Annotated in this window: 18 protein-coding genes; 5 read left to right on the forward strand and 13 right to left on the reverse strand. The window is 61.0% G+C overall.

The annotated features are described in order from the left end of the window. Positions 1-8 precede the first annotated feature (8 nt). The 10 genes from OOT43_RS12700 to pap form a co-directional block, all read right to left on the reverse strand. Positions 9-545: a F0F1 ATP synthase subunit delta gene (locus tag OOT43_RS12700; RefSeq protein WP_266020955.1), complete on the reverse strand. Its 537-nt coding sequence runs from the start codon at positions 543-545 to the stop codon at positions 9-11. A 6-nt stretch (positions 546-551) separates the two neighbouring features. Then, complete coding sequence (locus OOT43_RS12705) at positions 552-1,025, reverse strand: F0F1 ATP synthase subunit B (protein ID WP_266020956.1); 474 nt, start codon at positions 1,023-1,025, stop codon at positions 552-554. A gap of 62 nt (positions 1,026-1,087) precedes the next feature. After that, positions 1,088-1,333, reverse strand: a complete 246-nt coding sequence (gene atpE / locus OOT43_RS12710) for a F0F1 ATP synthase subunit C (RefSeq protein WP_010959380.1) — start codon at positions 1,331-1,333, stop codon at positions 1,088-1,090. Between the two features lie 56 nt (positions 1,334-1,389). Then, positions 1,390-2,169: a F0F1 ATP synthase subunit A gene (gene atpB, locus OOT43_RS12715; protein ID WP_266020957.1), complete on the reverse strand. Its 780-nt coding sequence runs from the start codon at positions 2,167-2,169 to the stop codon at positions 1,390-1,392. A gap of 21 nt (positions 2,170-2,190) precedes the next feature. Next, complete coding sequence (locus tag OOT43_RS12720) at positions 2,191-2,568, reverse strand: ATP synthase subunit I (protein WP_266020958.1); 378 nt, start codon at positions 2,566-2,568, stop codon at positions 2,191-2,193. Between the two features lie 55 nt (positions 2,569-2,623). Then, on the reverse strand, positions 2,624-3,472 hold the full coding sequence (locus OOT43_RS12725; protein WP_266020959.1) for a ParB/RepB/Spo0J family partition protein: 849 nt from the start codon (positions 3,470-3,472) through the stop codon (positions 2,624-2,626). A 21-nt stretch (positions 3,473-3,493) separates the two neighbouring features. Further along, positions 3,494-4,282, reverse strand: a complete 789-nt coding sequence (locus OOT43_RS12730) for a ParA family protein (RefSeq protein ID WP_266020960.1) — start codon at positions 4,280-4,282, stop codon at positions 3,494-3,496. Continuing rightward, positions 4,283-4,915 carry a 16S rRNA (guanine(527)-N(7))-methyltransferase RsmG gene (gene rsmG, locus OOT43_RS12735; protein ID WP_266020961.1) on the reverse strand — a complete coding sequence of 211 codons (633 nt, stop codon included), beginning with the start codon at positions 4,913-4,915 and terminating at the stop codon, positions 4,283-4,285. Continuing rightward, positions 4,906-6,792 (reverse strand): tRNA uridine-5-carboxymethylaminomethyl(34) synthesis enzyme MnmG, encoded by a 1,887-nt coding sequence (gene mnmG, locus OOT43_RS12740; RefSeq protein ID WP_266020962.1) that lies wholly within the window; start codon positions 6,790-6,792, stop codon positions 4,906-4,908. The genes rsmG and mnmG overlap by 10 nt, the downstream gene beginning before the upstream one ends. An 80-nt stretch (positions 6,793-6,872) precedes the next feature. Beyond that, a complete protein-coding gene (pap, locus tag OOT43_RS12745; protein WP_266020963.1) occupies positions 6,873-8,345 on the reverse strand; it encodes a polyphosphate:AMP phosphotransferase in 1,473 nt (490 codons plus the stop codon). Positions 8,346-8,668: 323 nt separating this feature from the next. Here pap and OOT43_RS12750 point away from each other — a divergent pair, with 323 nt between their 5' ends. From OOT43_RS12750 to OOT43_RS20685, 3 genes are read left to right on the forward strand one after another with little or no spacing between them, the layout of a single operon-like run. Then, entirely contained in the window at positions 8,669-9,598 is a 930-nt protein-coding gene (locus OOT43_RS12750; RefSeq protein WP_266020964.1) for an SPFH domain-containing protein, read from the forward strand. Continuing rightward, the gene (locus OOT43_RS12755; RefSeq protein WP_266020965.1) at positions 9,595-10,038 is read left to right on the forward strand and encodes an NfeD family protein; all 444 of its coding nucleotides are present in this window, start codon (positions 9,595-9,597) and stop codon (positions 10,036-10,038) included. Before OOT43_RS12750 ends, OOT43_RS12755 begins: the two co-directional genes overlap by 4 nt. 39 nt (positions 10,039-10,077) lie before the next feature. Then, positions 10,078-13,314: a DUF748 domain-containing protein gene (locus tag OOT43_RS20685; protein ID WP_449406820.1), complete on the forward strand. Its 3,237-nt coding sequence runs from the start codon at positions 10,078-10,080 to the stop codon at positions 13,312-13,314. Positions 13,315-13,321: 7 nt separating this feature from the next. Here the strand turns inward: OOT43_RS20685 and OOT43_RS12770 are convergent, their stop codons facing one another. Genes OOT43_RS12770 through OOT43_RS12780 form a run of 3 tightly spaced genes read right to left on the reverse strand, consistent with a single transcriptional unit; the run spans position 13,322 to position 15,280 of the window. After that, the gene (locus OOT43_RS12770; RefSeq protein ID WP_266020967.1) at positions 13,322-14,080 is read right to left on the reverse strand and encodes an HvfC family RiPP maturation protein; all 759 of its coding nucleotides are present in this window, start codon (positions 14,078-14,080) and stop codon (positions 13,322-13,324) included. Continuing rightward, entirely contained in the window at positions 14,073-14,927 is an 855-nt protein-coding gene (locus OOT43_RS12775; protein WP_266024909.1) for an HvfB family MNIO-type RiPP peptide maturase, read from the reverse strand. The genes OOT43_RS12770 and OOT43_RS12775 overlap by 8 nt, the downstream gene beginning before the upstream one ends. A gap of 26 nt (positions 14,928-14,953) precedes the next feature. After that, a complete protein-coding gene (locus OOT43_RS12780) occupies positions 14,954-15,280 on the reverse strand; it encodes a hypothetical protein (protein WP_266020968.1) in 327 nt (108 codons plus the stop codon). A 234-nt stretch (positions 15,281-15,514) separates the two neighbouring features. On the opposite strand from OOT43_RS12780, the gene clpB reads away from it, so the two are divergent. Beyond that, positions 15,515-18,094 (forward strand): ATP-dependent chaperone ClpB, encoded by a 2,580-nt coding sequence (clpB, locus tag OOT43_RS12785; protein WP_266020969.1) that lies wholly within the window; start codon positions 15,515-15,517, stop codon positions 18,092-18,094. Positions 18,095-18,195: 101 nt separating this feature from the next. Continuing rightward, positions 18,196-18,894 (forward strand): phosphate regulon transcriptional regulator PhoB, encoded by a 699-nt coding sequence (gene phoB / locus OOT43_RS12790; protein ID WP_266020970.1) that lies wholly within the window; start codon positions 18,196-18,198, stop codon positions 18,892-18,894.

Below are 18,894 nucleotides of genomic sequence, written 5' to 3' on the forward strand. Positions count from 1 at the left end.
GTCTCATTCTAATTGGAGAGTCGTTTCGCCAATCGCTGGAGCTGGCCACGTATGGAAGCATCGACGACCCGGCCGCTCGCGCGCAGAATCACGCCGGCGATCAGGGATTCATCCACGGTGACGTGAAGGCGCCCCTTACGCGACATCCACTTTTCCACCAACGCATTGAGATTCGTTTCTTCGCTCTCTTCGAGCGGGTAAGCGGTAATGACGTCGACGTCAACGTACCCTTCTTCTTCCGCCCGGAATTCGGCGAACATGTCGGCGATCGTCCCGACCAGTCCCAGACGGCCGTTGTTCGCCAGAAGACGAACGAAATTCTCGCCGTCGGAGGTGACATGACCTTTGCAGAGGTCCAGGAAGTTGGCGACGAACTTGTCTTTTCCGGCCTTCGGATCGCTGGCGGCCCGGTCGATGAGAGGATCGGCCATGACCTGCTTCAGGAATTCGAGCATGTCGGCCCATTCCTGCATCTTGCCGGCCTCCTTGGCCGACTTGAATACGGCGACGGCATAGGGCCGGGCCAGGGTGGTCAGTTCGCTCATCGATGTCTAGCCCAACTGCTTGCCGAGGCCGGAAAGGATTTCCTTGTGCTTTTTCTGGTCGACCTCGCGCTGCAGGATTTTCTCCGCAGCACTGATCGCCAGCACGGAAACCTGCTTGCGGAGATCTTCCTTGGCATTTTCCAGCTCGCGGTCGATCTCCGACCTGGCATTCGCGAGGATGCGTTCGCCCTCGAGCTTGGCGGACTCCTTCGATTCGTCCACCAGCGCGTTGGCGCGTTTTTGAGCCAGGTTCACGATTTCCGCGGCTTGGTCTTTGGCATCCTTCAAGGCGCTGGTCGCGCGCTTTTCGGCAAGCTCCATCTCGTGCTTGCCTTTTTCGGCCGCAGCCAGACCTTCGGCGATTTTTTTCTTGCGCTCTTCCAGAGCTTGCAACAGGGGCGGCCAGACGTACTTCATGGTGAACCACACCAGAAGCGCGAATGTGACCATTTGCCCGAATAGCGTGGCATTGATGTTCACGGCGCTGTCCTCACTTGCTTGAGTGCTTTCGCTAAGGTTTCAACCGTATGCGAATGGTCAGCTTATTTCACGAACGGGTTCGCGAAGGTGAAGAACAGTGCGAGACCGACGCCGATCATGGTCACGGCGTCGAGCAGACCCGCAACGATGAACATCTTGACCTGCAGCATGGGGACCATTTCCGGCTGGCGGGCGGCGCCCTCCAGGAATTTGCCGCCGAGCAGGCCGAATCCGATGGCCGTGCCCATGGCGCCCAGACCCAGGATGATGCCGACAGCGATCGCGGTCATACCATATACAGTTTCCATTTTTCCTCCAAAAGGTAAGTTAAAGTGATTTAGAAAAAAGAAGTGGAAGCAATGCCTTAGTGACTTTCGTGCGCCAGGCTGAGATAGACGATGGTCAACACCATGAAGATGAACGCTTGCAGCGTGATGATCAGGATGTGGAACACCGCCCACGGGAAACTCAATGCCGGCTGGATCCACCAGGGCAGCAGCGCGATCAGTATGAAGATCAGCTCGCCCGCATACATGTTGCCGAAAAGTCGCAAACCGAGAGAGACCGGCTTCGCCAGATACTCAACCGTATTCAGCAGCAGATTGAAGGGAATCAACGCCCAGTGATCGAACGGATGGAACAGGAATTCCTTCGCGAAATGGACCGGCCCCTTGACTTTCAGGCTGTAAAAAATGATCAGGAAAAACACCGAGATCGACATGCCGAAGGTGGCGTTGAGGTCGGTGCTCGGTACCACGCGCAGATATTCGAGCCCAATCGCCTTGCCCACGTCGGGCAGCAGGTCGACCGGCAGGAGATCCATGGTGTTCATCAGGAAGACCCAGGCGAAAATGCTCAGGGCCAGCGGTGCGATCAGGGCGTTGCGGCCGTGGAAGCTGTCCTTGACCTGGGTATCGACGAATTCGACGATCATCTCGACGAAGTTCTGCAAGGGCCCGGGCACACCGGCGGTCGCCTGTTCGGCGGCCTTGCGGAAGAAGAAAAGGAACACTGCGCCCAGGAACACGGAGAAGAACAGCGTGTCCACATGCAGGGTCCAGAAACCCTCACCGGAGGAGAGGGGGGTCAGGTGATGGACGATGTAGCCGGTGGCGCCACCGGTATCGTGCGCTTCAGTCGCCATTGTCAGCCTTGCTCTAGTTGTTCAAATTCGTTGCAGCAGGGCGATCCAATACACCCCGAGTGCCACTATAAATCCGGAGAAAAGCGGCAAAAATTCTAGTTCGCGGAATTGAAATGCCAGGAAGAACAGGGTGCCGGTCAAGACGAGCTTCAAGGATTCGCCGACATAGAAGGCGCGCACGATGTCGCGCGCACTACGGGCCGGGTCGAAGAAGCCGAAACGGAGCGCAAAGACCACATTCGGTAAGAACGCGATCAGCCCCCCTGCAGACGCCGATATTGCTGTTTTCCATCCGCCTGCAATGTAGGCAATCGCTCCGCAGACAACCATCACGATGAGTTGCCAGCGGATGATCCGTCGTACCCCCCCGTACAAACGCGCGCCCAACACTTCAGGCATCCCCGCATAAACGCCGCGGCATCATAGCAGCGGGTTTCTCAAAGATCAAACCGGTTCAGCCCCCGAATCGCGCCAGCAGACCTTCGAGCTGCTCCAGGCTGGCATAGGAAATGACGAGCTTGCCCGCCCCCTTCCCACCGTGCTGAATCCTTACGCCTGCGCCCAAATGCTCGGCCATGCGCCGTTCCAGTCCGGCAATGTCGGGATCGACCGCGGCGGCGGCTTTCGGGCCTGACTCGGCGGCTTTCAACAGACTATTCACCAGTGACTCCGCTTCCCGCACGCTGAGGCGCTTGTCGGCGATACGCCGGGCGATTTCGCCCTGCTGGCCGGCGGGCAGCGTGAGCAAAGCTCTTGCGTGGCCCATATCGATTTCGCCGGCGCGCAGCAGCGCTTTCACGTCTGCATGCAAGTCATTGAGCCGGTTGAGATTGGTAATGGTGGCGCGGGACTTGCCCAGGGCATCGGCCACCTGCTGGTGCGTCAGCCGATGCTCTTCCAGCAGGCGCTGAATCGCCTCGGCTTCCTCCATCGGGTTCAGGTCTTCGCGCTGGATGTTTTCGATGAGTGCGATCGCCAGGGCGGCCTGGTCCGGCACTTCGCGCACCACCACCGGCACCTCGCGGATGCCGGCGATCTGCGCTGCGCGCCAGCGCCGTTCGCCGGCAACGATCTGGTAGCGCCCCTGTTCAGCGGACCGCACCACGATCGGCTGGACGATGCCCTGGGCGCTGATGGAGTCGGCGAGTTCGCGCAGCTTGGCCGAATCGAAATCCTTGCGAGGCTGGAACGGGCTCGGTTCCAGGTGTTCGATGGGGAGTTTCCGCAGGGATTCCTGCTTCGGATCCAGCTTGGCTTCTCCCAGCAGGGCTTCCAGTCCTCTGCCCAAGGCGGGTCTTTTCATGCTCGTCGATTCACTCGTTTTCTACGCGGCGGCGGTCTTTCGCTCATTGCGGCGGACGATTTCGCCGGCCAGCGCCAGATAGGCCAGCGCGCCCTTGGAACTCTTGTCGTGATACATGACCGGCACGCCGTGGCTGGGTGCCTCGGCCAGGCGGATGTTGCGGGGAATGACGGTGCGGAATACCCGGTCCGGAAAATGCTCGAGCAATTGCTCGGAAACCTCGTTGGCCAACCGGCTGCGGGTGTCGTACATGGTGCGCAGCAGGCCTTCCACCGCCAGCCGGGGGTTCACGCTCGCGCGGATCTTGCCCAGGGTGTCCATCAGATCCGACAGGCCTTCCAGCGCGTAGTACTCGCATTGCATCGGGATCAGCACGCTGTCGGCCGCAACCAGGGCGTTGACCGTCAGCATGTTCAAGGACGGCGGGCAGTCGATCAGGATGAACCGGTAAACGCTGAGGCAGGGCTCCAAGGCCTCGGCCAGACAGCGGTCGCGTCCTTCGATTTGCAGCAGATCGACCTGCGCCGCGGCCAGGTCGGAATTGCTGGGCATGAGGTCGAAACCCAGCCCTTCGAGTTCGACGATCGCATCCGTGGCCCGGGCATGCCTGATGAGCACCTGGTAGCTCGATCTGCGGAGAGTTCGCTTGTCGATGCCGCATCCCATGGTCGCGTTGCCTTGCGGATCGAGGTCGATCAGCAGCACTTTGTTTTTCGTCGCCGCCAGCGATGCGGCCAGGTTGACGCCGGTCGTGGTCTTGCCGACCCCCCCTTTCTGGTTCGCGATTGCGATGATCTTTGCCTTGCCCATTTACGAATCCTGCCCTGTCGCCCTGAGTTCTGCAAGATGCCGTTCCGCGTCCACGCCGGGCACCCGCAGCCGATGGATACCGACCGTCACTCCAGCCGGCAGTTCGCCGAGTTCGGCTTCGGGCCGGCGCCCCTTGAGGGCCAGCACGGACCCGCCCGCCTTGAGCAGGCGGCTTGCATCGGCCCAGATTTCCGCCAGCGAGGCATAAGCCCGCGCCAGCACGCAGTCGAAACCCGCCGCATCGGTGAAAGACTCGATACGCGCCTGCGCCGGCACGACGTTGGAGAGACCCAGTTCGATCACCGCCTGATGGACGAAGCGGATTTTCTTCGCATTGCAGTCGAGCAGCACGAACCGCCGCTCCGGCTGCACGATCGCCAGCGGAATACCCGGCAGGCCCGCGCCGGTTCCGACGTCCAGCACCCGCTCGCCGTGCAGGTAGGGTGCGACCGAAAGGCTGTCGAGGAGATGCAGTTGCACTGACTCCCGCGGATCTTCGATGGCCGTGAGGTTGTAAACCCGGTTCCACTTGCGCAGCAGTTCGACGAAATGCAGCAGACGCCGGCGTTGTTCGGGATCGGCGGACAAGCCCAGTTCGCTCAAGCCTCGCTCGAGCAGTGCGGTCAGGGGCATTGCGCGGCGCCGGTTCTGCGCAGATGTACCAGCAACAGCGAGATCGCCGCCGGCGTGACGCCGGGAATACGCGCCGCCTGGCCAACGGTGCCAGGCCGGACCCGGCCGAGCTTTTCCCGCACTTCGTTGGAGAGCCCAACGACCTTGCCATAATCCATCGCCTCCGGCAGATGCCAAGCCTCGTAGCGCCGGACGCGCTCGATTTCGGCCTGCTGGCGTTCGATGTAGCCGGTGTATTTGGCCTGGATTTCCACCTGCTCCCGCACCGCCGCGTCCATGCCTTCGAACAATTCCGGGGCGCAGCCCGCGATGAGATCGAGGCCGACGTCCGGGCGCCGCAGCAGCTCCAACAGGCTGGCTTCGCGCTGCAGCGGTATCGCGGTGCGCTTGCTCCACGCTTCCGCTTCCTCGGTATCGGGACGGACGCGCCGTGCCGCGAGACGCGCGCCCAGCGCTTCGATGGCGCCGCGCTTGGCTTCGAACGCCGCCCAGCGCGCATCGTCCACCAACCCCAGGGCACGGCCGGTTTCGGTCAAACGCAGGTCGGCATTGTCTTCCCGCAGCACCAGGCGGTATTCGGCGCGGCTGGTGAACATGCGGTAGGGCTCGGACGTGCCGCGGGTGATGAGATCGTCGACCAGCACGCCGAGGTAGGCCTCGCCCCGGCCCGGCCACCACGATTCCAAGTCCCGCGCCTTGCGCGCCGCGTTCAGGCCCGCCAGCAATCCCTGCGCCGCCGCCTCCTCGTACCCGGTGGTGCCGTTGATCTGGCCGGCGAAAAACAGGTTCTCCATGTGGCGCGTTTCCAGTGAGTAATGGAGGTCCTGCGGGTCGAAGAAATCGTATTCGATCGCATAGCCGGGCCGGGTGATTCTTGCGTTCTCGAACCCCTCGATCGAGCGGACCACGGCGATCTGCACGTCGAACGGCAGGCTGGTGGAGATCCCGTTGGGATAGATTTCCAGGCTGTCGAGGCCTTCCGGCTCGACGAAAATCTGGTGCGAACCGCGTTCGGCGAAACGCACCACCTTGTCTTCGATGGACGGACAGTAGCGAGGTCCGACTCCCTCGATCACGCCGGTGAACATCGGCGAACGGTCGAGGCCGGCGCGGATCAGCTCATGGGTACGCTCGTTGGTGCGGGTGATGTGGCAGGACACCTGCGAAGGGTGTTCGTCGCGACTGCCGATGAAAGAAAACACGGGGGTCGGATCATCGCCCGGCTGTTCGACCATCCGGCTGAAATCGATGCTGCGGCGATCGATGCGCGGCGGGGTCCCGGTCTTCAGCCGCGAGACCTTGAACCCCAGATCGCGCAGGCGCCGCGCGAGATCGGTCGCGGGCGGGTCGCCGGCCCGGCCACCGTCGTAGTTTTCCAGGCCGATGTGGATGCGCCCGGCCAGAAATGTCCCGACGGTGAGCACCACGCAGCGGGAACGGAACTTGAGCCCCATCTGGGTCACGACGCCGGCCGCCCTGCCGTCTTCGACGATCAGGTCGACCACGGTCTGCTGGAACAGGCTGAGGTTTTCCTGAGCGCCCAGTCCCTGCCGCACGGCCTTGCGGTAGAGGCTGCGGTCCGCCTGGGCGCGGGTCGCCCGCACCGCCGGTCCCTTGCTCGCGTTCAAGGTGCGGAACTGAATGCCCGCGCGGTCCGCCGCACGCGCCATCAGGCCCCCCAGGGCGTCGATTTCCCTCACCAGATGGCCTTTGCCAATACCGCCTATGGCCGGATTGCAACTCATCTGGCCCAGGGTTTCGACGTTCTGCGTCAGCAGCAGAGTGCGCGCGCCGGTACGCGCCGCGGCCAGGGCGGCCTCGGTGCCGGCGTGTCCGCCGCCGACTACGATTACATCGAATTCGTCATGGAAAAACATGGGGCTCCGCCGGTTTCGGCCCGGCTGGGGATGGCTCGAGGGGGGGCGAAGTTTATCAGACTTTTCATACCGTTAGGTAACTAGAGTTTCAGCGCCCGCTGGTACGCCTTGCACAGGGTGCGGAACACTTCGACGCGCGCATGGTATTTGTCGTTGGCGGCGACGATGTGCCAAGGCGCGTAGCTGGTGCTGGTCTGGGTCACCATGTCGTTCACGGCCTGTTCGTAGGCATCCCATTTCTCCCGGTTGCGCAAGTCCTCCTCGGTGATCTTGTAGCGTTTGTAGCGCGTCTGCTCGCGCTCCCGGAACCGTCTGGCCTGTTCGTCCTTGGAGATGTGCAGCCAGAACTTGAGCAGGACGATGCCGTGGCCCGTCAGCTCCTCCTCGAAGTCGTTGATTTCGGAATAGGCGCGGTGCCATTCCTCGTCGCTGGCGAAGCCTTCCACCCGTTCCACCAGCACCCTCCCGTACCAGCTCCGGTCGTAGATAGTGACGTTGCCGTCGCGCGGCAGATGCCGCCAGAACCGCCAGAGGTAGTGATGCGCCTTTTCCTCGTCGGTCGGCGCGGCGATCGGGATGACCCGGTAGTTGCGGGCATCCATCGCCGGCGTGATTCGGCGGATGACGCCGCCCTTACCCGCAGCGTCCCAACCCTCGAACACCAGCATGGCCGAGCGCTTCTGCTGGCGCGCCAGCCGGGTCAGGCGGCTGATCTTGGCCTGAAAGGCGGTTTTTTCCTCCTGATAGGCTCTTTTTCCAAGTTTGGCTTTCAAATCCACTGTGCCCAGGATGCTGGGGCCGGGACTCGAAACCGGGGGTTCCGGCTTGACGCATTGTTCCCGGACACCTTCCAAACGCGCGGTAATGCACTGAGCCAGATGGCGGCCGATCGCGATCCGACGGTAATGCGAGTCATAGCCGTTGACCAGGAACCACGGGGCTTCCGGGGTATTGGTTTCCCGCAGCGCCTTTTCCGCGATCACCAGAAAATCGTCGTAAAGCTTCAGGTGTTCGTGCTCTGTATCGGTGATCTTCCAGCGCGTCTCGGGATCGCCCTCGGTTTTCTCGATGATCTTGCGCTGCTGCTTCTTGCTGAGATGCAGCCAGCATTTGACCACCAGAGCGCCATCGCTGGTCCAGGCTTTTTCCAGGCGGTTGACATGGGCCAGTTCGGCCAGGAAGACGGCCTCGTCGATGCGCGAATACAGCCGGTCCGCTAGCGGCGGTCCGTACCAGCCAACGGTGACAATCCCGATCCGGCCGCGCGGCGGCTGAGCCATCCAATAGCGCCAGTGGTTGGGGCGCTCCCGTTCGTCCTCCGAAAGCCTGCCGAAGGCATGGGTTTCCATGTAGCGCGGGTCCATCCATTCGTTCAACGTATGGATGGTGTCGCCCTTCCCCGCGCAGTCCAGACCCGCCACCAGAAAGACGACGGTGATCCCCGCGGCTTCGATCCTCTGCTGCAAATCCAGAAGCTGCATCCGCAAATCGGGAATCTGCGCGGCGTATGTGGCTTTGTCGAGCGTGGACTTGAGTTCTGCAACTTCGAACATCGGTGCGGTTCCTTGGTTTGGAGTCTGTGTGGGAAAAAGCAGGCCGTTCCCTGTGCATAACGTGTGCTGTCCTTCGAGGTCCGTGGGCGTGATCAAGTTATCCACAATCCATCTACATGTCAGCCCGGTTTTGCCAACACCCATGCAGATATTACAAATAACTGATATTTATATGGAAATTCTGTTATCCACAGATTGGTTTCACGCTAGTCATAAATCAAATCTCTTTTTTCAAAGAACTTTCTGAATCTGGCCGTGTGGACGAATGAATGATCAAGCTATCCTAAACGCGTCTGATTCGTCAGCTTCCATGGGAGACACACATGTCCGGCTTTGCGCTGTTCGTTCTGTTTTTCTTCGTCCTCTGCATCGTCCTGGTGGTCCTTAGCGTCAAATTCGTTCCTCAGGGCACTGAGTACACGGTGGAACGCTTTGGCAAATACACGAGGACGCTGAGTCCAGGCATCAACTGGATTCGCCCGGTCATCGATCAGATCGGGGCCCGCATGAGCATGATGGAGCAGGTGCTGGATGTGCCTTCCCAGGAAGTGATCACCAAGGACAACGCCATGGTCACGGTCAACGGCGTGGTGTTCTACCAGGTGGTGGATGCCGCGCGGGCCGCCTATGAAGTCAGCAACCTCCAGTTCGCCATCATGCAACTGACGATGACCAACATCCGCACCGTTATGGGATCGATGGATCTAGATGAATTGCTTTCGAAGCGGGATGAGATCAACGCACGTCTCCTCACCGTCGTGGATGACGCCACCACTCCCTGGGGCGTCAAGGTCACGCGCATCGAAATCAAGGACATTGCCCCACCGCAGGATCTGGTGGATTCGATGGCTCGGCAGATGAAAGCCGAGCGCGACAAACGCGCCTCCATCCTGGAAGCGGAAGGCCATCGCCAATCCGAAATCCTGAAGGCGGAGGGTGAAAAGCAGGCGGCAATTCTCGAAGCCGAAGGACGGCGTGAAGCGGCTTTCAGGGACGCCGAAGCCAGGGAACGGCTGGCGGAAGCCGAGGCGCGCGCGACGGCGCTGGTCTCCGAGGCCATCGCCAAAGGCGACATCCAGGCTGTCAACTATTTCGTCGCCCAGAAATACGTCGAAGCCTTGCGCGATGTTGCGGCGGCGCCGAACAACAAGCTCATCCTCATGCCGCTGGAGTCCTCCAGCCTGCTCGGTTCCCTGGTAGGCATCGCCGAGTTGGCCCGGGAGACCTTCGGCGAATCCAAGGTTCGCAAATGATCGGGTATACCCTGGTTTTCTGGCACTGGTGGACACTGGGTGCCTTGCTGCTGATCCTCGAACTCCTCCTTCCAGGCATGTATTTCCTCTGGATGGCGGAAGCGGCGCTGGTGACGGGAGCGGTATTCTGGCTGCTTCCCTGGCTGGGCTGGGAAATCCAGTTGCTCGTGTTTTCCATACTTTCCCTGGCCAGTATCTTCGTCGTCGAAAAGTTCATGGGCCGCAAACCCATCATTTCCGACCGGCCATTGCTCAACCGCCGGGCGGCGCAATACATCGGCCGGATCTTGACACTCGAGCAGCCCATCGTCAACGGCATGGGGAAAATCCGTATCGACGACTCGATCTGGCGGGTACATGGGGAAGATTGTCCCGCAGGCACGAGGATCAGGGTCGGTGACGTGGAAGGCGTCATTCTCAAGGTCGAGCGAGTCGACTGATACCAATCGTTAGAATCGTATATTTGTCGGTTTTTGGACATGTCTTTCGAATCCGTTCGGAATAAAAATACGCGTGCATGGATTTATTGGACGGCGGGTGTTTCTTTCCTCGCCGTCCTGTATACGGGTATCGGTTTCTGGGTCGTTCCATATTTATTGAAAACGCGGTTACCGGAGATCGCGGCGGCACAATTGCAAGGCGCGTTCCGGTTGGCGGAGGTGAGGTTCAACCCGTTTTCCGGCAGGCTTGAACTCGATAGGGCTGCGCTCGATACCCTCGACGGCCAATCTGCCATGACGGCGGAGCATGTCGTTTTCGATGTCGCTGTGACGGCCAGCCTGAAAATAGGATACCTGGTCGTGGAAGGCATGGCGGACCGGGTCGGTATACGAATCGGTCTGGATCGGAAGGGAGTCTCCAACTGGACGAAGCTCATTGGCGAGACCGGCGACGCATCGTCCCCGACGATCCCCTTCGTAGTCAGATCATTCTCGATTGAAAACAGCACCTTGGAATTAGTCGACGAAGGCGGCAACGTCACGCTCACCGCCGTGGAGGTAGATGCCGATCTTTACGATCTGGGCCCGGACTTGAGCCGGCCCGCACGGTTGGAACTGAAAGGCTCGAGCGGCGGCCAAGCCAAATTGAACGCCAAGGCGGCACTTGCGCTCGATCCGGTTGAAATAACTGCCGATTTCCATGTGGACAACTTCGATTTGATGCCTATGTCTGGTTATATCGAAGGCACCGGAATTGCGCTTAAGAAAGGGATGCTGAATGGAAATCTGGCGTTTGAATACAGATCGATCGATGACGGATCGGTGTTCTTGCTTGGTAAATCGAATCTTACGGGACATGACGTTCAATGGCGCGTAGAAAACGGTCCAGCCGTCGAAAATAAAGTCGACGATATCCAACTCGACGAACTGGAATACGATGGCGCGACATCGACACTGACATTGGGCAAAGCTCATCTCAATACCCTTTCCGTCGACGGTCAAGAAGGGGTCCATGTTCGCATCGTCGATGTCGATGTAGGAAAGCTGTCGGTCGATTGTTCCGAATTTTCCATGCGGGCTGGAAGCGTCGGCATCAATACAATAAATCTCACTCAGAAAAAAGGGTCTGGCAGAATAGATGCGGTGGTATCGAATATCCGGATGAACGGCCTCGGACTGGGTGAAACCGCCATGTTCGCGAAGGGACTTGGATTGGACAGCGTTATTCTCCATGACTTTTCCGATACCGCGGATGTACCGCGGGAGATTCGTTTCGGGAAAATTTCGGCAGAGGCGTTGTCGGCCGATCTGGGGAAAAAGCTATTATCAGTAGAGAAATTTGATACGGCCGACGCGGAAATCAACGCCTGGGTTTCGCCGAAAGGGAGATTCGAAATGCCGGGCTTCCTCGGCGCCGAAGCCACCGGAAAGCACGCCAATTCTTCGAAGGAACACTGGGCGTTCAAGCTGGAAGAGGGGCTGATACGAAACTACCGACTCAACCTTGCCGATCACAGCGTCGATCCGCCGGCCGGTATCGGCTTCGATGGCTTGGAAATCCGGCTCCGGGGGCTGGATACGCGGCGGGGACAATTCACGCTCCGTTTGGAGTCCGGCGTCGGCCGGCGGGGCAGGATCACGGCGGAGGGCTCCGGAATGTTCGATCCGCCGGAAGTCGATCTGAACCTGCAAGTGGCAGAAGTCGGCCTGCGGCCGTTCAGGCCTTATCTCGACGGTTTGGCCCGGATCGATCTCGCCAAGGGACGGCTCAACCTCAAAGGGAATCTGGCGTACCGGTCCACCAGGAACGACGTCCGTTTCAGTGGGATGGCCGAAATCGCCGGCCTGGTTACTTTGGACAGAAAGGAGGGACGGGATTTCGTCAACTGGCACTCCCTGCGTGCGGAAGGGTTGACACTGGAAACGTCGGAGAACCGGCTGAGCATACGCGAACTGATTGCCGATAAGCCGTATGCCCGTATCGTCGTGAGCCAGGAACGCACGCTCAACCTGATCGAGAACCTGTTCCAGCCGCGGCCCAGGCCCCTTATGGCGCCACAACAGGCGAGCCGGCCGCTCGCGGTCACGGTGGGCTCCCTGCTGGTCCGCAACGGGTCCGCGGATTTTTCCGACCTCAGCCTCCAGCCGAGCGTTTCCGTCGACATCCACGGCCTGACCGGCTTCATCCAGTCTTTGTCCTCCAAGCGTGATGCCAAGGCGGAGGTCTCGATCAAAGGCAGCATCAGCGACGCCTCTCCGGTGACTATCAGCGGCCGGATCAACCCGTTTCAGATCGGCACCTTTGCCGACGTCAGCATGCGCTTCGCGAACGTCGATCTGACTGAACTCTCGCCCTATTCCGCCAAGTTCGCCGGCTACCGGATCGACAAGGGCAAGGTCGACTTGGACCTGCATTATCGGCTTTCCGACCGGAAACTGCTGGCCGACAACAATATGGTTTTCGACCACCTGACTCTGGGCGAGCGCGTCGAAAGCCCGGACGCGACTTCCTTGCCGGTGAAGCTCGCGGTCTCCCTGATGCGGGGGCTGGACGGCAAGATCAACATCGACCTGCCCATCAGCGGCAATCTGGACGATCCCAAATTCAGCATTACCGGCCTTTTGGCGAAAGCTGCCATGGGCGCGATCACCCAGGTGGTCAGTTCGCCGTTTTCGGCGATCGGTGTACTGTTCGACGGCGGCAGCGATGATGCCGGCTCGATCGGGTTTCGTCCCGGCTCGTTTGAGCTGGATGGTGCGGAAAAGACCAAGCTGGACGAGCTGGCGACCGCGCTTTCGGAGCGCTCCGGCCTTTCCCTGGAAATCCGGGGAACGGCCCGGAGCGGCAAGGATGCTAGCGCGCTGGCGGAGCAGCAATTGCGGCGGCAACTGGAGAACGCCAAGGCCATCGAATTGCGCCTTGCCGGGGGAGACCGGGACAGGGGAGCGGCCGGTCCCTTGGCCCTGTCCGACGAGGATTACCGCCGTCTGTTCAGCCAGTTCTACCGCCTGCGTTATCCCGGAGCGAGCGAATGGGCCGAGCTGCCGAAGGGGGAGCGGCTTCTGAGCAGCACGGTTGTCGAAAGTGCCCGCCGGAAGGTACTGAAGGACTGGTCCATCAGCCAAATCGATCTGCGCCGTCTGGCGCAGGCGCGCGCCGCCGGGATACGCAGCTACCTCATGCAGAAAGGAATCGAGCCGAATAGGATTTATCTGCTCGACGCGGAACTGGCCGCCGGCGACGGCGACACCGTCGCCCTGCTGAGCCTGAGTTGAGCTGCTGTCAGACGAAGCGGAGGATGCCGCGTTCGTCGAGGTCTGCCAGCACCGGTTCGACCTGCCGGTTCAGGACCATGGAGTCGCCACCGGTTTCTGCCGCCAGCCGTTCGATATGCCTCCCGAGGACCGCGGACCTCGCTTCGTCGAACAATTCGAACAGGCGGTGAAGCAGGGGCGGACTCTCCAGGAACCGGACGCGTTCGTCCCGGCCGCGGTAGACCAGGAGGAAGCTAGGCGTCTCCGGCGGGGAATCCGGGATGAAATCCGGGTCGATGCGGTGGACCGGGTAGCGGTAGCCGAGATGCCAGGCCAGGGGGGAAATCTCCACGCGCCGCTCCGGCCAGTTCGGCGGCAGCCCGGCCGATCGCAGAAATGCCTCGGCCGGATGGATGGCCAGGGCGAGCTCGACCCATTCGTAATGGGCGAGTTCGAACAGGAAAGGCGGGTCGTCCCCGCCCAAGTTCCGCTCTTCTTCAAGATAAGCGAGGAATTCTTCGCAGATTTCGGAGAAATACGGCGTGGTGCAGACATGGCGGGCGAAGAAGTCCCGCACTAGCGAGTTCCAGCGCTCCTCACCCAGAATCCGTTTGACGACCGGAAACCCGTTGCCGACGAAGCTTTCGATGTTGTTGTACAGCAGTTCCCGGTAGATCGCGATGCGCTCGGAGGGAACCCCGGCCGGGGCCGGATAGCGGGCGGGGTCCCGGATGTGGGAGGCGAATTCCCGTTGCAGGCGCTGGAAGGCGAATTCGGTTTCAGCCATGGCATAGCCGTAGCGCAGGTTCGGCCGTTCGTTGCTGCAAGTTTCGGATGGCGGCAACTTCGTCCAGGAGTTCGGCCAGCGGAGGGATGTTGAAGTCCCGTTCCAGCAGCGTAGGGAAAATGCCGAAGGCCTGGTAGGCGGTGCCGAGCAGCCTCCAGACCGGGTCGATCACCGGTGCGCCGTGGGTGTCGACCAGGAAATCCGGGGCTTGCACGTAATGGCCCGCCATGTGGGCATAGACGATGCGCTGGGGCGGCAGGGCCAGGAGGAAGTTTACGGGGTCGTAGCCGTGATTGACGCTGTTCACGTAGACGTTGTTGACGTCGAGCAGCAGGTCGCAATCGGCTTCCACGAGCACTGCGTTGAGGAAATCGATCTCCTCCATTTCCCGGCCCGGTGCGGCGTAGTAGGACACATTTTCGATGGCGATGCGCCGCTCCAGAATGTCCTGGACCCGGCGGATGCGTTCCGCGACGTAGCCTACTGCTTCGGCGGTGAACGGGATCGGCAGCAGGTCGTAGAGATGTCCCTGGTCGCTGCAGTAGCTCAAGTGCTCGCTGTACAGCGAAATGGAATGGAGTTCCAGGAACTCCCTGAGTTCGGTGAGAAACGGTTCGTCCAGCGGCGTCGGCCCGCCGAGGGAAAGCGTCAGCCCGTGGCAGACGAAAGGGAGGCGTTCGGTCAGGGAGCGAAACAGGCGGCCGTTGCGGCCGCCCATTCGCATCCAGTTCTCGGGCGCGACTTCATAGAAGTCCACCGATCCCGGCGGATCGGCGGCAACGGATTCGATGAAGTTGCGCCGCAGACCCAGGCCCGCGCCGCGAATGCCGGTGGACTGGTCGATCATCCCGCGCGGCGCTGGCAATCAGAGACTCAGGGTTTCGGGGTTTCGGCGGGAGCCGGAGCCGGGGATGTGCCATCCTTTTTCATGCCGGCGCATTTGCCTTCCATTGCCTTGGCATCGGTGCCTTGCATCATGGAGGCGCCGCATTTCATCTCCGGGTTGCTTTTCATCACTTCGGCGCCGCACTTCATTTCCTTTTGCTCCTTGCCGGCCTCGGCGACCTGCATGTAGCCGTTCGTCAGTTCCTTGGCGGCGAAGGGATTCTCGGCGGCCACGACGGCACCGGCCGAAAGGGAGGTGGCGAGGGCGGTACCCACGACGGTCGACAGCGAGGTTTTCTGGAATTTATTGCTCATAGCAGCTCGAATCCTCCAAGGTAAATAATTACGCATGATCGAAACATGCGCTTGTTAGACAACGCCGGAACGAAAAGTCACCATGAATCGCCAAGCGGTTGTCCGGGGTGTTTTCCCCTCGGGCTATTGTCACATATGGCCCTAACCTTGGGTACTCCGGGAACTATGCTTGAAATGGGCGCACCTGCCCTCACAACCACGGACAATTGAACACAGCCTTGAGGGGTTGAAGCGATGCGAATGGACAAACTGACCAGCAAGTTTCAGGCGGCCCTCGCCGATGCCCAGAGCCTGGCGCTCGGGCGCGACCACCAGTTCATCGAAGCCGTGCATGTGATGTCGGCGCTGCTCAGTCAGGAGGGCAGCACGGTGCGGCCGCTGCTGGCTCAGGCCGGTGCGAATGTAAGCCAGTTGCAGGACGAGTTGAACGCAATGTTGGAACGCCTGCCATCGGTGGAAGGTGTGGGCGGCGATGTGCAGATTTCCGCCGACCTTTCGCGGGTGCTGAATCTGAGCGACAAGCTCGCGCAGAAACGCGGCGACCAGTACATCACCAGCGAAATGTTCGTACTCGCGGCGCTGGAATCCCGCGGCGAACTACCCGCGGCGTTGAGCAAGGCAGGGCTCAATAAGAAAGCGTTGGAGCAGGCTGTCGATACGATGCGCGGCGGCCAGGCGGCGGATGATCCGAACGTCGAGGAGCAGCGTCAGGCCTTGCAGAAATATACGATCGACCTGACCGAGCGCGCCGAACGCGGCAAGCTCGATCCGGTGATCGGCCGCGACGACGAAATCCGCCGGACGATCCAGGTGCTGCAGCGGCGCACCAAGAACAACCCGGTGCTGATCGGCGAACCCGGCGTGGGCAAGACGGCCATCGTCGAAGGCTTGGCCCAGCGCATCGTCAACGGCGAAGTGCCGGAGGGCGTCAAGGGCAAGCGCCTGTTGGCGCTGGACATGGCGGGGCTGATCGCCGGGGCGAAATTTCGCGGCGAGTTCGAGGAGCGGCTGAAGGGTGTGCTCAACGACATCGCCAAGCTGGAAGGCCGCGTCATCCTGTTCGTCGACGAGCTGCACACCATGGTCGGTGCCGGCAAGGCGGAAGGGGCGATGGACGCAGGCAACATGCTCAAGCCGGCGCTGGCGCGGGGCGAGCTGCACTGCATCGGCGCGACCACGCTGGACGAGTACCGCAAATATGTAGAAAAGGATGCGGCGCTCGAACGGCGGTTCCAGAAGGTGTTGGTCGACGAGCCGACCGTGGAGGACACCATCGCCATCCTGCGCGGGCTGAAGGAGCGCTACGAGGTCCATCACGGCGTCACCATCACCGATCCGGCGATCGTGGCTGCGGCCACGCTGTCGCACCGTTACATCACCGACCGCCAGTTGCCGGATAAGGCGATCGACCTGGTCGACGAGGCCGCCAGCCGTATCCGCATGGAAATCGATTCGAAACCGGAGGAGATGGACCGGCTCGACCGCCGCCTGATCCAGCTCCGGATCGAGCGCGAAGCCTTGAAAAAGGAAACCGACGAGGCGTCGAGGAAACGGCTGGAGGCCCTGGAGGGAGAGATCGGCAAGCTGGAAAAGGAATACGCCGATCTGGAAGAAATCTGGAAGAGCGAAAAGTCCCGGTTGTCCGGCGCCGCCAGCGTCAAGGAAGAATTGGAAAAGGCCCGCCTCGACCTCGACAGCGCCAAGCGCAGCGGCGACCTGACCCGCGCCGGCCAGATCCAGTACGAGCAGATTCCGGCGCTGGAAAAGCGCCTGGCCGCAGCCGAAGCCGGCGAAGACGACGAGTTCAAGCTGCTGCGCAACAAGGTCACCGACGAGGAGATCGCCGAAGTCGTGTCCAAATGGACCGGAATTCCCGTGGCGAAGATGCTCGAAGGCGAGCGCGAGAAGCTGCTGCAGATGGAAAAAAATCTCGGCCGCCGGGTGGTCGGGCAGCAGGAAGCGATTGCCGCAGTATCCAACGCCATACGACGGTCCCGCGCCGGTCTGGCCGATCCCAACCGACCGAACGGCTCTTTCCTATTCCTAGGCCCGACCGGCGTGGGCAAGACCGAGCTCTGCAAGGCCCTGGCCGAGTTTCTGTTCGACACCGACGAGGCGATGGTGCGCATCGACATGTCGGAGTTCATGGAGAAGCATTCGGTCGCCCGCCTGATCGGCGCTCCGCCCGGCTATGTCGGCTACGAGGAGGGCGGCTATCTGACCGAGGCCGTGCGGCGTAAGCCCTATTCCGTGATTCTGCTGGACGAGGTCGAGAAGGCGCATCCGGACGTCTTTAACGTGCTGCTGCAGGTGCTGGACGACGGTCGCCTCACCGACGGCCACGGCCGCACCGTGGATTTCCGCAATGCGGTGGTGGTGATGACGTCCAATCTGGGTTCCAATCGCATCCAGGAATTGGCGGGTGAGGCGCATTACGCCGAGATGAAGGCCGAGGTCATGGAGATCGTGGGCCAGTATTTCCGGCCGGAGTTCATCAACCGCATCGACGAGGCCGTGGTGTTCCATCCCTTGGGGCAGGAACAGATCCGCGCCATCGCCCGGCTTCAGGTCCGCCATCTCCAGGAACGCCTGGAGGCACGCGAACTGTCCCTGGTGGTGTCCGACGCGGCGCTGGACCAGCTCGGCGAGGCCGGATTCGATCCGGTGTATGGTGCGAGGCCGCTGAAGCGGGCCATTCAACAGGAGCTGGAAAATCCGCTTGCGCTGGATATACTCGGCGGCCGATTCGCACCCGGCGACGTGATCGGCGTGGATGCCGAAGACGGACGGTTAAAATTCTCCAAGATGGGCTGACCTCTTCTGTCCGAACCCTCCGGCCTGACTCGGAGTTGTAACGGGACGGTAATCTTCGGTAATTAGATTAGACGCGGTTTTTTAACGCTGGAATCCGAAGAATGTCCGATATCAACGTGCTGGTAGTGGAAGATGAGGAAGCCATCCGGGAGATGCTGACCCTGGTCCTCGAACAGGCGGATTTCGCCGTGCACACCGCGGGAGACGTCCAGCAGGCCTTGAGCCGGATGGATGAGCAGGAACCCGATCTGATCCTGCTGGACTGGATGCTGCCGGGAATCAGCGGCGTCGAATGGGCGCGCCGCCTGAAGAAGGACGAAAATTACGGCGACATTCCGCTCATCCTGGTGACGGCCCGCGGCGAGGAGGAAGACAAGATCAGAGGGCTCGACGTGGGCGCTGACGACTACGTGACCAAGCCCTTTTCTCCGCGGGAACTGATCGCGCGCATCCGGGCGGTCCTGCGCCGGAGCAATCGGCAGGCCAAGCTGGATGGGCGTATCGAGATCGGCGGCATTCTGCTGGACACCGATGAACACAGGCTCAGCATCGACGAGGAGTCGGTGAACCTCAGCCCGACAGAGTACCGGTTGATGGAGTTTTTCCTGACCCATCCAAGCAAGGTGTACAGCCGTGCCCAACTGCTCGACCAGGTATGGGGCCGCAGCGCCTATATCGAGGAGCGCACTGTCGATGTCCATATCCGGAGGCTGCGCAAGATACTTTCGGAACACGACCGGGAAGAGATGATCCAGACCGTCCGAGGATTCGGTTACCGTTTCTCGACGCGGCCGGACTGA

Origin of the sequence: Methylococcus mesophilus (genome assembly GCF_026247885.1) — a bacterium.
Taxonomy (GTDB): Bacteria; Pseudomonadota; Gammaproteobacteria; order Methylococcales; family Methylococcaceae; genus Methylococcus; species Methylococcus mesophilus.

Excerpts from the sequence above, each read along its gene's own strand:
- OOT43_RS12700 (WP_266020955.1), bottom strand. The coding sequence starts at position 545 with ATGAGCGAACTGACCACCCTGGCCCGGCCCTATGCCGTCGCCGTATTC.
- atpE (WP_010959380.1), bottom strand. The coding sequence starts at position 1,333 with ATGGAAACTGTATATGGTATGACCGCGATCGCTGTCGGCATCATCCTG.
- atpB (WP_266020957.1), bottom strand. The coding sequence starts at position 2,169 with ATGGCGACTGAAGCGCACGATACCGGTGGCGCCACCGGCTACATCGTC.
- OOT43_RS12720 (WP_266020958.1), bottom strand. The coding sequence starts at position 2,568 with ATGCCTGAAGTGTTGGGCGCGCGTTTGTACGGGGGGGTACGACGGATC.
- OOT43_RS12725 (WP_266020959.1), bottom strand. The coding sequence starts at position 3,472 with ATGAAAAGACCCGCCTTGGGCAGAGGACTGGAAGCCCTGCTGGGAGAA.
- OOT43_RS12730 (WP_266020960.1), bottom strand. The coding sequence starts at position 4,282 with ATGGGCAAGGCAAAGATCATCGCAATCGCGAACCAGAAAGGGGGGGTC.
- rsmG (WP_266020961.1), bottom strand. The coding sequence starts at position 4,915 with ATGCCCCTGACCGCACTGCTCGAGCGAGGCTTGAGCGAACTGGGCTTG.
- mnmG (WP_266020962.1), bottom strand. The coding sequence starts at position 6,792 with ATGTTTTTCCATGACGAATTCGATGTAATCGTAGTCGGCGGCGGACAC.
- pap (WP_266020963.1), bottom strand. The coding sequence starts at position 8,345 with ATGTTCGAAGTTGCAGAACTCAAGTCCACGCTCGACAAAGCCACATAC.
- OOT43_RS12750 (WP_266020964.1), top strand. The coding sequence starts at position 8,669 with ATGTCCGGCTTTGCGCTGTTCGTTCTGTTTTTCTTCGTCCTCTGCATC.
- OOT43_RS12755 (WP_266020965.1), top strand. The coding sequence starts at position 9,595 with ATGATCGGGTATACCCTGGTTTTCTGGCACTGGTGGACACTGGGTGCC.
- OOT43_RS20685 (WP_449406820.1), top strand. The coding sequence starts at position 10,078 with ATGTCTTTCGAATCCGTTCGGAATAAAAATACGCGTGCATGGATTTAT.
- OOT43_RS12770 (WP_266020967.1), bottom strand. The coding sequence starts at position 14,080 with ATGGCTGAAACCGAATTCGCCTTCCAGCGCCTGCAACGGGAATTCGCC.
- OOT43_RS12775 (WP_266024909.1), bottom strand. The coding sequence starts at position 14,927 with ATGATCGACCAGTCCACCGGCATTCGCGGCGCGGGCCTGGGTCTGCGG.
- OOT43_RS12780 (WP_266020968.1), bottom strand. The coding sequence starts at position 15,280 with ATGAGCAATAAATTCCAGAAAACCTCGCTGTCGACCGTCGTGGGTACC.
- clpB (WP_266020969.1), top strand. The coding sequence starts at position 15,515 with ATGCGAATGGACAAACTGACCAGCAAGTTTCAGGCGGCCCTCGCCGAT.
- phoB (WP_266020970.1), top strand. The coding sequence starts at position 18,196 with ATGTCCGATATCAACGTGCTGGTAGTGGAAGATGAGGAAGCCATCCGG.